Genomic DNA, 11428 nt, shown 5'->3' on the forward strand with positions numbered 1-11428 from the left:
GCCATGAGAGGATGCAAAGGAGTGAAGATAATGCAAATGAGATCGGTATTCAACCTGGACGAAGAAGGGATCGAAGAAATGGTTCCAAAACTGTTCCGGTATTGCTATTTTCTGACAAAGGACAAATGGGACGGGGAGGATCTTGCCCAGGAATCTGTTTATAAAGCCCTCACCCGCTACCCGGATCGTCAGGATTGGAGTCCTGCTTTACTGAAGAAAATGGCCTATCATCTGTGGATCGACAAGGGCCGGAAAGAGAGCAGGGAAACAATCGGATCTGTGCCTGACTCTTGTGAGGAAAATCATCCAAAAGAGTGGATAAGTCCTGAGATGATTGGCATGCTTTCTAACAGATTGACTCCCAAGCAACTGGTTGCCTTCGTATTAAAGGAAGCCTTTCAGTACAAAATTTCTGAAGTGGCCGTACAACTAAACCTGACAGAAACAGCTGTGAAGGCTTTATTGAACCGGTCCAGGGCCAAACTGAAAAAGATCTCCGTTGATGATGAATGGGGAGGAAGTGACACATTCGGGGATGAAAATCTCCAAAAAGAGCTGAACGCCATTTTATATCGGAGCCTGAAAGCACAGGATCCGAGTCTCCTCCTCGTCTACATCCCGACGCTGCTTGCCAATGGTACCACAGTCCACATGGTGGCACCTGCATCTCCATCGTCTTCAAACGTCCTCTCAATGGCAGCATAACGAATGAAGGAGGAAATATATATGAACGCAATACCTTATGTAATTGAACAATCAAGTAAAGGAGAACGTTCCTACGACATTTACTCACGGTTATTAAAGGATCGGATCATCATGGTGAGTGACGAAGTGAATGATCAGTTGGCCAATAGTATCGTGGCTCAATTGTTATTTCTCGCCGCGGATGATCCCGAAAAGGATATCTCTTTGTATATCAACAGTCCGGGGGGATCGACTTCCGCAGGGTTCGCCATCTTCGATACGATGGAGTACATCAGCCCCGATGTCCGGACGATCTGCACGGGCATGGCGGCATCATTCGGCGCGATGCTGCTCTTGGCAGGCACGAAAGGAAAGCGATTCGCCCTGCCTAATAGTGAAATCATGATCCATCAGCCGTTGGGTGGCGCCAGGGGGCAGGCGACAGACCTTGAGATATCAGCGAAACGCATCCTGAAGTTAAGGGAGCATATCAATGAAATCATTGCTGAGAAAACGGGGCAATCGGTTGAGAAAGTTGCATTTGATACGGACCGTGACTACTTCATGAGTGCCTATGAGGCAAAGGAATATGGGATCATTGATGAGATTATCGAGAAGAAGAAGTGATAGATGTGGGGACGGTCTTGATGGCCGTCTTCTTTTAATTCAGCTGCTGAATATTTGGATGATTTCAGCAGCTGAATTAAAAGAACGAATACAGGTGGATGATTGTATACCCCTACACTCATCACAAGATATATCAAAACAAGATAAGTATATGGTAAAATAAACCACAAATGACTGGGGGGTAACAAGTGACATTATTTTTCATTTTGGGTATTGTCGGACTTTTCTTTTTTTCGAAAATCCCGAGAGAGAGACTCAATATATTTAAGTGGATTCAATCTCTAAATAAGTTTAATTGGTTTCAGAATCCCTGGTTAGTCGGTGTATTCTTGTTTGGGATGAATCTATTATTATTCGGTGCAACCGGGCTGCTATTGTACGGTACGACTCTACTGATGATTCCATACGTTCACCTCATTATTATGGTGCTTGCCACTGTGTTGAGTCTTCTCGTATGGAGTTCACTTGTGCGCACAAAAGTGTGGGGGAATGGGGAACGATGGAAAGCAGGAACGGTTGGAAGCAGTTTTTATTTGGGTCTTTTTTTGTTTATCCTGTACCAATGGAACACGTATGTACCCCAGTATCCAGGTGAAGACGGATTTATGGCATTCATCGGTTTTTTCCTTGGGTTAGTGGTGACGGGTATGGCGTTCCTCATATGTTTTATGATGATTGTCTTTCTTCCAGTTGATAAGCGTGTATAAGGGATGCGATTGCTTTCCTTTTCCAATCCATTCTATTATCCTTGTAGAATAGATTCTGATGAAAATGAGGTTTTAGCATGAAAACAATACATAGCGATGTGATTCAATTTCGCGGTTCCCATTATGACTTCGGGTTTATGCAAGGGGAACGGATAAAGGATTCCATAACGGTTAGAAATCGGGAGAATCAGTGGAAGGTACGAAAACCAAGGTTTTCTATCAGTATTGAAGAAACAAAGACTGCGATCAGAAGATTTGCCCCAAGGGTCTGGGATGAACTCCTTGGGTTACAAGAAGCCCTCCAGTGGCCGATGGAGCGGGTGCTGAAGGAGTTTGGCGGCTACCGGGTGGATTATGTGAAGTCCGGCTGCTCGATCGTGACGGGTAAAGACTACTTGATCAGGAATTATGATTATCATCCGAAAACGTATGAGGGACGTTATACGTTCTTTCAGCCAACGGATACAGGATATGCGATCATCGGCCCTAGCCAGCGCGTGACGGGCAGGATGGACGGGATGAACGAACATGGCCTCTCATTGGGGTATAACTTCATGCACCGCAAGAATCCAGGAGATGGTTTCATTTGCTGCATGATTGGTCGGTTGATCCTTGAGTCCTGTAAAGATGTTACCGAGGCCGTAGACATGCTGAAGGAAATCCCTCATAGGCATTCGTTCAGTTATGTGGTGTATGATCGAAGTGGGGAGACGTATATCGTGGAAACCTCACCACGTGGAGTGGCGACTCGGCAAGCCAAGGCATGCACCAACCATTTTGAAATGATGACCGATGAGAACAGAAATCACCTGGTCGATTCCAAGCGGCGATTGAGCATCATCAAGGAAACGGGGGATCAAGACGCTCATAGTGCATTCCGATTAATGAATGATACGGGTAAAGGGGTGTTCTCGGATCTTTACGGCAGCTGGGCCGGCACGATTCATACATCGGCTTATTTTCCGAAAGAAATGAAAGCATGGTTTGCTCTTGGCGGAGACCGGGATCCTGTTATCTTCGATTTTGCCGAATGGTTAAAGGGAAAGGATGTTGAACAGGAAAAATTGTTGGGGAATGTGGATACTGATATTCCGTTTGTTCATATGGATGAGGGGGCGGATTGGTTCAGGAACTAAATATAGGACTTCAGGTTTACTCCTGGAGTTCTTTTTTTATGAATGGACGGGGACGGAAATTCCATTTTACTAGAAGAATTTTTCTGATTTTTCCTTAAATGTAGGGCTTTTAGTCGGTTTTACGATATTTTGCAATAGTGACAAAATAGTCACATAGTTTTTGAATATTGAATCAGTATAATAGAACTAGAAAGGTTTTGTAGGAGGGATGCGAATGAGTCATCAAAAGAGAAATTGGCTAGAGAGACTAAGAAAAATGAAGGGGTATAGCCAAGAAGACATTGCCTATTTAGTTCACATTGACAGATCTTATTATTCAAAGATTGAAAGTGGTGTAAGAATTCCAAGTAAGCGGCTTGCAGAGAACTTGGCAGACTTATTGAAATTTCATGTTTCCATCTTCGAATTAGAAGAAAGTCCCTTTTATTTTGCCCTCCAAGATTCTCCTATGGTGATTGCCCATTTTGATTTGGATCTAAGATATACGTGGATTTTCAACCCGAATCCTGAACTTGACCCCGTAACTGTGATTGGAAGAAACGATGTGGAATTAGGGGACAACCATGGTACGAGGGAATTAATGAAAGTAAAACAAGAAGTAATAAAGAACCGTACATCATTAAGAAAGGTTATCGTATTCCCGATAGCTGATCAATTGTATGAGTATGATGTAAACTGCCATCCGCTATTTAATCATAAAGGAGAGCTGATCGGGGGGAGTTCGGCCTCTACACAATTGATAAAAGAGGAAAATCGGATCTCTGATTATGAAATTCACTCCTGACAAAGGTTGCCGATTGAAATGAGGGAGGGGTGTTTATTTGCATGATTCTGTCTTAACGAACTTATTAATGAACTTTTTATTTATTCTAGTGGGACTACTCCTTTTCGCCCTTTATTATGACGCCACAAAGAAGCACCCTTCAAAAAAGATTGTCATCATCTTTTCCACTGTCACGATTCTATTATGTGTGATGTTCAGTCATAAGCTGGCAAATGGCGTCTATGTAGATTTGCGAAGGATCCCCTTTTTTCTGGCCAGTTTATATTTCGGCCCGGTCGTTTCCTTCGTTCTAATGGTCATGATCATAGCGCTACGGTATTTCATCATTGGGAGTGGTCTTATCCATTTAGTGATTCTCAACTATTTTGTCACTTTTTTAATTTTGGCAGCCTTTTCAAAAGGATTTCTGCGTGCTAAGAAAAAAGTGAAAGTATTCTTCATGATTATCATCTGTTTCAGTATGACGATATTTAACCTTCTGTTTGGGTATATTCATCAAGCTGAAATCACGATGGATGAGTATCTGTATCTCGTTTTCATTCCGCTGGCAGCGACTGTTATATCAGTGATGATCGCGGAAATGATACGGAAATTGATGGAGCTGAAAAAGACTTTGTCTCAACATGAGAAGCTTCAGCTTGTGAGCCGGTTGGCAGCGAGTCTTTCCCATGAAATCCGAAATCCATTGACTTCATCTAAAGGATTTCTGCAGCTTGTACAAGAAGAAAAAGACATAAAAACACAGAAAGAATTTATAGAGTTGTCTTTAAAAGGGATTGATCAGGCCACTCATGTTATAGAGGAATATTTGACGTTTACCAATTCAACGCCAGAAAGGTCGGAAAGTATCGATGTAAAGGATTCACTTATGGAGCTGATTGAAATCGTCAAACCAAAGGCTACACATATCTCCTTCCGATATCAACTTTTAGACGGTATTCATGTAGAAGGGCAACGCCATAATTTTATTAAATGCATGGGGAATATCATGACCAATGCTATAGAGTCCATGCCTCGGGGTGGACAGATATCGATTGGGATGGTTGAGAAGGAGAACGTAATCATTTCCATTTCTGATTCAGGTAAAGGAATGACCGATGAGCAGATTCGACGTTTCGGTGAACCGTTCTTTACAACAAAGAATGAAGGCACTGGCCTCGGAATGATGGCAGCCACGATCATTGTTCATTCCATGAAGGGGAAAATTGAAGTGGAAAGTGAACTGAACAAAGGGACAACGGTAATGATAGAATTGCAAAAAGCCATTAAGACAGAAGCAGGCTAACAAGAGAAAAAAAGGAATCCCGACGGACGCGGGATTCCTTTCATTTATTTATACGAACTTCACGATATCCTCAAATGGTCGACGGGATTTCGGTGCTGGATCCTTGACCCGGTAACCGAAAGCCACCATGACGGAAATACCGAAGTGACCGTCTTCAAGCAGGCCTTCTTCATTCAGTAATGTATTCATCTTCTCAACATCAAATCCTTCGATCGGGCAGGAATCTACACCAATCTGGGCAGCGGCGGTCATCATATTGCCAAGGGCAATATACGTCTGCTTTCCGGCCCAGTCGTATAGAGGACGGTCTCCTTCAAGTAAATCGAAATCAACCTTCTGGAACTGTTCGATCCGTTCTAAATACTTTGCCAAATGATCTTCAGGCATCTTCTTCTTATTTTTGAAATGATCCTGTAAATAGTCTGAATCGTACTTGGTATCTTTCTTGGTCCTTGCAAGGATCACGACGAAATGACTGGCTTCCGGAAGTTTTCCGTAGGCTCCCCACGCGGTGTTCTTGATCTTTTCCCTCAGTTCAGGATTTTGGATGACCACAAATCTCCAAGGTTCGAACCCGAATGAGCTCGGTGACAATCTCCCCGTTTCCATAATGAACCTGAAGTCGTCATCGGAAACCTTCTTGTCCGGATCGAATTCCTTGGTGGCATGTCTGAAATGGTAAGCATCAAGTATGTCTTGCTTGATCTGGTCTTTTGTAGACATTGAATATTCACTCCTTAATCCATAAATTCCAACATGTTTAATTTACCATAAGTTCAGGAGGTTAATCATGTGATGTGTTTGGTGGAACTTTTTTCGATATGGTGAAATAAATGGTTCATTGTATCCGTAAATAAGGAAAAGAGTTGATTATACATGGGAGGGAAGAGAGGTTGAATACTATTGAAATAAGAACAGTTTCAGAATTTGATCTAAACGGCAACATTCAAGATCACTTGCAACGGTTATTATGTGAGTGCTTCGGTGGGGATTATCCTGTGAACAGGATCTATTTCAAACAGAAACCTCACTTAAGATTTCTGGCATACAAAGAGGATCGTTTGGTTGGGCAGATTGCATGTGATTATCGGGTGATGAATCTGAATGGAAAGCCTATAAATGTGTTAAGCCTTATAGATGTGTGTGTTTCATCCAATATGCGTTCCAAGGGGATCGGATCTCACTTATTGAAAAAAACGGATGAATTTTGTCATGATCGGGACATTGACCATATTGTGTTATTCGCTGATGACCCTGATTTATATGAACGAAACGGGTTCCAAAGGGTACAGAATCGATGCAAGTGGTTAAAGATCAACGATAAGAATCAAACGACATACGGGATCGGACATGAAGTCATCAATGAACTCATGGTTAAAGCGGTTGGTGAGAAAGGTTGGGAAGAGGGAGAGCTTGATCTAATGGGGTATCTTGGTTAATAAGTGCTTTCCATATGTCTGTTTCAAAAAGGGGTATCTGGCTGCCAGATGCTTCTTTTTTTATGTCATAAATGGACGTCCACTTAAAAAATCTATAAAAATATGAAACTTTGTTTGACATTTTTGGGGTGAAGGGAATAAGATGAACATATAATTTGCACAAGGGAAACTTTTTAATATAAAGACAATATAATTTACCGGAGGAATGAAATATGTCCGAAGTCAAGAAGCTGCTTCTTTCAGAATGTAAACCAGGTGACCGCGTTCTTATAACATCACTATCATTAGAAGGTACCATGAGAAGAAGATTATTGGATTTAGGGTTTGTAAGGGGGTCCGAGGTAGCGGTCGTTCAAAAAAGTCCACTGGGAGATCCGATGGCTTTTCGAGTGAGTGACACCACGATTGCCCTTCGTAAAGAAGAAAGTTCAAGGATTCATGTTGAGAAAATAGGAGGTGCGTAAAGATGGAATCATACAGAATTGCTCTTGCAGGAAATCCGAATACAGGGAAAAGTACCTTATTCAATCTGTTGACAGGTTTAAGGCAGCACACAGGGAACTGGCCGGGGAAAACGGTCATTCACGCAGAAGGAGAGTTCAATCACAAGGATACGGATTTCACTATCGTCGATTTACCGGGGACGTACTCTCTTTATTCCAATTCAGCGGATGAAGAAGTGGCCCGGGATTATATCATTTTTGATAAACCTGATGTGACGCTGGTGGTACTGGACGCAACGTCCCTTGAGAGAAACATGAACCTCGCCCTTCAAGTGATGGAAATGACGGATCGAGTGATCGTAGCCCTCAATTTGATGGATGAAGCGAAGAAAAAAGGCATCGAAGTCAACAGTGAAGCACTAAGCAAAAAACTGGGCGTACCGGTTGTGAAGATATCGGCAAGAAATAAAACGGGCATCAAGGAGTTATTGGATATCGTACACGGAATGGCCCAAGGGAATGTACCGACCACTCCATACCGCATGACCTATTCAGAGGATATCGAAGCAAAAATAGAAGAGCTTTCTCCAAAAGTACGCCAAATGATCGGGGATGAGTTTCCGATTCGCTGGATTTCCCTGCGATTATTGGATGGAGACGAAAGCATACTCAACTCGTTGAATGATTATTTCCGGAGGGAACGAAAGAGAGGAGGAATTTCCAATGTCTCAGTCAATGCAACCACATAATGGTGATCAGGGCCTTGCGTTTTTATTCAATCAAGCGAAAGGGATGTCGAGTGACAACCTGCGGGATGAAATTGTAGAAAACATTTATTCGACGAGCAGAGGGATTTGCAAAGAAGTCGTAAAATACAAAAACAAAGAACGGATCCATTCTGAAAAGCTGGATAAAGTGCTGACTTCACCTATTTGGGGATTCCCCATCATGCTTGCCATGCTTGGAGCGGTTTTTTATCTGACGATTGCGGGGGCGAATATCCCATCCAGCATGCTTGCGGAAGGATTTGCCTGGATGGAAGGGAAGTTGACCCTGCTCTTTAACGCCATGAATGCACCAGCATGGCTTCACGGTGTGCTCGTTCTGGGATTTTTCAGGGGTACCGGATGGGTGATCAGCGTCATGCTTCCTCCGATGGCCATTTTCTTCCCGGCTTTTGCTCTTCTGGAGAATTACGGGTATTTACCCCGTGTCGCCTTCAATATGGATCGCCTGTTTAAGAAAGCGGGGGGCCACGGAAAGCAATCCTTGACGATGGCGATGGGCTTTGGATGTAATGCTGCTGCCATCATGTCGACGCGTATCATCGAATCACCGAGAGAACGGATGCTGGCCATCCTGACGAATAACTTTGTTCCTTGTAATGGTCGCTGGCCGACTCTGATCCTTCTTGCTTCCCTGTTCATGGCGGCCGGGTATGCCGGTGGAATGGCGTCCCTTGTGACGGCAGGAATGGTCATGACCATGGTATTGATCGGAATTGTCGTGACCATTACGGTTTCATGGGTGCTATCGAAAACAGCCCTTAGAGGCGTTCCGACTCATTACACGCTTGAGTTACCGCCATACCGCCGTCCGAAAATCTGGAGTACCGTATTGCGCTCGAGTAAAGATAAGTCCTGGTATGTGTTAAAAAGAGCGGTGATCGTTGCCGCACCAGCATCGATCATCACGTGGATCATTGCCAACATCAATATTGGTGACACGAGCATCCTCATGCATTTTGTTCAATTTCTGGATCCGTTCGGGCAGGCACTCGGTATGGATGGTTTCATCCTGGCCGCCTTCATCATCGGGCTGCCTGCCAACGAAATTGTGGTGCCGATCCTGATCATGGCCTATCTTTCTCAAGGGGCTATGCTTGAACTGGATGATCTGACCGAGTTAAAAGCTGTTTTCGTCAGTCATGGGTGGACGTGGTTAACGGCACTGAATATGATGCTCTTTTCACTGCTCCATTTCCCTTGCGGCACGACGCTTGTGAATATCTACAAGGAAACGAAAAGCAAGAAATGGACGTTCCTGTCCTTTGCGATTCCGACAGCGATTGCGATCGGGGTCACATTCCTGGTAGCAACGATTGTCAGGGCATTGGGCTGGGTATAAGACATATGAAAGCAAACCCTATTAAAGGGGTTTGCTTTTTTATGTCTGAAAGGAATCGTGGTACGATGGAAGAGCATATATATGGCAGGTTCAATAAGGAGAACAAAATGAACGAACATGATTACGATACATTACTGAATATCAAAACGGGCGATCGTCAAATTGGCTTCCACAGATCTTTTCACTATCATCGGTATGAACCGACTCCTTACGCGGCATTAGAGGAATTATTTCGGCAGTATGAACTGGAAAGCAGTGATCGGGTAGTGGATTTCGGATGTGGGAAAGGCCGCTTGAACTTCTTCGTTCATCATCTTTTTCAATCGACTGTCATCGGTGTCGAAATGAAGGACGAGTTTTACGGTGATTGTATGAGGAATCTTGCGACCTACCGCGAGAAAACAAAAATCAGGAACGATGCGATTTCCTTTCGCCATTGCCTGGCTGAGGACTATGAGATAAACCCGGCAGACAACCGTTTCTACTTTTTCAATCCCTTTTCAGTTCAAATTTTTATTAAAGTCATCAATCATATTCTATTATCAGTAGAATCCTTTCCACGTGATATCGAGATTCTTCTGTACTACAGCTCGGATGATTATGTTCATTTCCTGGAGGATCATCCATTATTTCAGCTGCGAAAAGAAGTTGTGTTAACAGGGGAGTTCGCGAAGAACGAATATGAGCGGTTTCTGGTTTATGGGTTAATGTACTGATCAGAACTTTTGATTTATCCGCTTTCATATTGGAGAATGTAATAGAAGATCTAACAGGAATGGAGGCGGATGGAATGAGAATATTGGTTGTAGGAGCAGGGGCCGTCGGAGGATACTTTGGAGGCAGATTGGCAGAGAAAGGTGAGGACGTCACGTTTCTCGTGCGGGATAAAAGGGAACATCAGCTGAAGGAACATGGACTTCATATCGAGAGCGTTCATGGCGATCATCACTTTCAGCCGAAGACCCTTAAGGCAGAAGAAAAAGCAGAACCCTTTGACGTCGTCCTATTATCCACCAAGGCGTATCACCTAGAAGGGGCCATCGATAGTCTACATCCGTTTGTAGGGGAGAACACCATGATTCTTCCATTGTTAAACGGCATGTCCCACGTCGAGGACTTGATCCAAGCGTTCGGGGAAGAAAAGGTGATAGGCGGCTTATGCTTTGTCGAGTCCACACTCGATGCTTCAGGTAAAGTCATTCAGACAAGCCCTATCCATGACCTGGTGTTTGGAGAGAGGAGTGGAAATCGGACGGAGCGAATCACCAGACTGGAAGAAGCTTTCTCTGGAACGAAAGCGAACTTCCGATTATCCGATGCCATCGAGCAGGAAATGTGGCATAAATATCTCTTCATCACCACCCTTTCAGGAGTTACATCCCTCTATCGTGCCCCGATCGGTCCGATCCGGGAGACCGCTGAAGGAGAGGGGCGGATCAAGACGGTCCTTTCTCAGGCAGCGATGGTCATGAGGAAGTTGGGGGCGCCACTTGCAGAAAAGATTGAAGACGCTCTTTACGATAAAATCAGCGGGATGGGCTACAGCATGAAATCTTCCCTGCAGCGTGATATGGAGAAGAGTCTATCAGTGGAGGCCGATCATTTATACGGTTACCTACTGGAGGCTGCCGAGAGTCAGGACGTAGAGGTCCCTGATGTACGGTTGATTTATGGGAATTTGAAGATTTATGAGATTGCGAGTCAGTGAGAATGGGAGACATCGGATGCCTGTTGGGGGTGTCCGGTGTTTTTTTGATGGGTGGGGGTGGGGTCAGCAGGTGAATAAATGGAAGAATTCAGTTGCTGAAAATTCTTGATCAGTCAGCAGCTGAATCCGAGGGGATATTCACCTGCTGATTTCGAAGAGATATTCAGCTGCTGAATATCAGAGTAAAATCAGCAGCTGAATCAAAACCTCAAAATCTCCTGCTCAAAAAACAAAAAAGAAACCTTCCCTCATCTCAATCGTATATACCAATAGAACCTACTCTACTCATAAAGGAGGCCTCCCATGAACAGGCTCATCACAATCAGTGCTGTACTCGTCGCCATAGCCACCATCATCATCTGGCTCACAACCAATGTCACCAATGCCCTCACACTGCTTGCAGCCTATGGAATCATCCTATCCTTTCTCGTCTACTTTTCTTTCTTTAAAATCAAAAAAAGATAAAAATCGAGGGACGGACCTCCAAT

14 protein-coding genes are annotated in these 11428 nt (G+C 44.0%); 13 read left to right on the forward strand and 1 reads right to left on the reverse strand.

Translation table 11 applies throughout. The features are described from left to right. The first annotated feature begins 30 nt into the window (after positions 1-30). The 6 genes from M1J35_RS08540 (at position 31) to M1J35_RS08565 (ending at position 5223) form a co-directional block, all read left to right on the forward strand. Positions 31-705, forward strand: a complete 675-nt coding sequence (locus M1J35_RS08540; RefSeq protein ID WP_254653408.1) for a sigma factor-like helix-turn-helix DNA-binding protein — start codon at positions 31-33, stop codon at positions 703-705. Positions 706-726: 21 nt separating this feature from the next. Continuing rightward, positions 727-1311, forward strand: coding sequence for an ATP-dependent Clp endopeptidase proteolytic subunit ClpP (gene clpP, locus M1J35_RS08545; RefSeq protein WP_254653409.1), 585 nt, complete (start codon positions 727-729; stop codon positions 1309-1311). Between the two features lie 188 nt (positions 1312-1499). Continuing rightward, the gene (locus M1J35_RS08550; protein ID WP_254653410.1) at positions 1500-2018 is read left to right on the forward strand and encodes a hypothetical protein; all 519 of its coding nucleotides are present in this window, start codon (positions 1500-1502) and stop codon (positions 2016-2018) included. Positions 2019-2095: 77 nt separating this feature from the next. Beyond that, positions 2096-3154: a C45 family autoproteolytic acyltransferase/hydrolase gene (locus M1J35_RS08555; RefSeq protein WP_254653411.1), complete on the forward strand. Its 1059-nt coding sequence runs from the start codon at positions 2096-2098 to the stop codon at positions 3152-3154. Positions 3155-3368: 214 nt separating this feature from the next. Beyond that, positions 3369-3938, forward strand: a complete 570-nt coding sequence (locus tag M1J35_RS08560) for a helix-turn-helix domain-containing protein (protein ID WP_079531157.1) — start codon at positions 3369-3371, stop codon at positions 3936-3938. A 37-nt stretch (positions 3939-3975) separates the two neighbouring features. Then, positions 3976-5223, forward strand: a complete 1248-nt coding sequence (locus M1J35_RS08565; protein WP_254653412.1) for an ATP-binding protein — start codon at positions 3976-3978, stop codon at positions 5221-5223. Between the two features lie 48 nt (positions 5224-5271). Here M1J35_RS08565 and M1J35_RS08570 read toward each other — a convergent pair whose 3' ends face one another. Further along, positions 5272-5946, reverse strand: a complete 675-nt coding sequence (locus M1J35_RS08570) for an NAD(P)H-dependent oxidoreductase (RefSeq protein ID WP_224520728.1) — start codon at positions 5944-5946, stop codon at positions 5272-5274. Between the two features lie 170 nt (positions 5947-6116). Here M1J35_RS08570 and M1J35_RS08575 point away from each other — a divergent pair, with 170 nt between their 5' ends. The 7 genes from M1J35_RS08575 to M1J35_RS08605 all read left to right on the forward strand — a co-directional run bounded on the left by M1J35_RS08575 (position 6117) and on the right by M1J35_RS08605 (position 11405). Next, complete coding sequence (locus M1J35_RS08575) at positions 6117-6662, forward strand: GNAT family N-acetyltransferase (RefSeq protein ID WP_224520727.1); 546 nt, start codon at positions 6117-6119, stop codon at positions 6660-6662. Positions 6663-6874: 212 nt separating this feature from the next. Beyond that, on the forward strand, positions 6875-7126 hold the full coding sequence (locus M1J35_RS08580; protein WP_034762401.1) for a FeoA family protein: 252 nt from the start codon (positions 6875-6877) through the stop codon (positions 7124-7126). A 2-nt stretch (positions 7127-7128) separates the two neighbouring features. Beyond that, the gene (locus M1J35_RS08585) at positions 7129-7854 is read left to right on the forward strand and encodes a FeoB small GTPase domain-containing protein (protein WP_254653413.1); all 726 of its coding nucleotides are present in this window, start codon (positions 7129-7131) and stop codon (positions 7852-7854) included. Positions 7855-7897: 43 nt separating this feature from the next. Further along, entirely contained in the window at positions 7898-9232 is a 1335-nt protein-coding gene (locus M1J35_RS08590; RefSeq protein ID WP_371928749.1) for a nucleoside recognition domain-containing protein, read from the forward strand. Between the two features lie 107 nt (positions 9233-9339). Further along, entirely contained in the window at positions 9340-9948 is a 609-nt protein-coding gene (locus M1J35_RS08595) for a class I SAM-dependent methyltransferase (protein WP_254653714.1), read from the forward strand. A 74-nt stretch (positions 9949-10022) separates the two neighbouring features. Continuing rightward, positions 10023-10940 (forward strand): ketopantoate reductase family protein, encoded by a 918-nt coding sequence (locus tag M1J35_RS08600; protein WP_254653414.1) that lies wholly within the window; start codon positions 10023-10025, stop codon positions 10938-10940. Between the two features lie 303 nt (positions 10941-11243). Next, the gene (locus M1J35_RS08605) at positions 11244-11405 is read left to right on the forward strand and encodes a hypothetical protein (RefSeq protein WP_156030121.1); all 162 of its coding nucleotides are present in this window, start codon (positions 11244-11246) and stop codon (positions 11403-11405) included. Positions 11406-11428 lie beyond the last annotated feature (23 nt).

The organism is Rossellomorea sp. KS-H15a (assembly GCF_024195245.1).
Classification (GTDB): domain Bacteria; phylum Bacillota; class Bacilli; order Bacillales; family Bacillaceae_B; genus Rossellomorea; species Rossellomorea vietnamensis.

Bases quoted from the DNA above. Each gene is read 5' to 3' on its own strand.
- M1J35_RS08540 (WP_254653408.1), top strand. From the start codon at position 31: ATGCAAATGAGATCGGTATTCAACCTGGACGAAGAAGGGATCGAAGAA.
- clpP (WP_254653409.1), top strand. From the start codon at position 727: ATGAACGCAATACCTTATGTAATTGAACAATCAAGTAAAGGAGAACGT.
- M1J35_RS08555 (WP_254653411.1), top strand. From the start codon at position 2,096: ATGAAAACAATACATAGCGATGTGATTCAATTTCGCGGTTCCCATTAT.
- M1J35_RS08560 (WP_079531157.1), top strand. From the start codon at position 3,369: ATGAGTCATCAAAAGAGAAATTGGCTAGAGAGACTAAGAAAAATGAAG.
- M1J35_RS08570 (WP_224520728.1), bottom strand. From the start codon at position 5,946: ATGTCTACAAAAGACCAGATCAAGCAAGACATACTTGATGCTTACCAT.
- M1J35_RS08580 (WP_034762401.1), top strand. From the start codon at position 6,875: ATGTCCGAAGTCAAGAAGCTGCTTCTTTCAGAATGTAAACCAGGTGAC.
- M1J35_RS08585 (WP_254653413.1), top strand. From the start codon at position 7,129: ATGGAATCATACAGAATTGCTCTTGCAGGAAATCCGAATACAGGGAAA.
- M1J35_RS08590 (WP_371928749.1), top strand. From the start codon at position 7,898: ATGTCGAGTGACAACCTGCGGGATGAAATTGTAGAAAACATTTATTCG.
- M1J35_RS08595 (WP_254653714.1), top strand. From the start codon at position 9,340: ATGAACGAACATGATTACGATACATTACTGAATATCAAAACGGGCGAT.
- M1J35_RS08600 (WP_254653414.1), top strand. From the start codon at position 10,023: ATGAGAATATTGGTTGTAGGAGCAGGGGCCGTCGGAGGATACTTTGGA.
- M1J35_RS08605 (WP_156030121.1), top strand. From the start codon at position 11,244: ATGAACAGGCTCATCACAATCAGTGCTGTACTCGTCGCCATAGCCACC.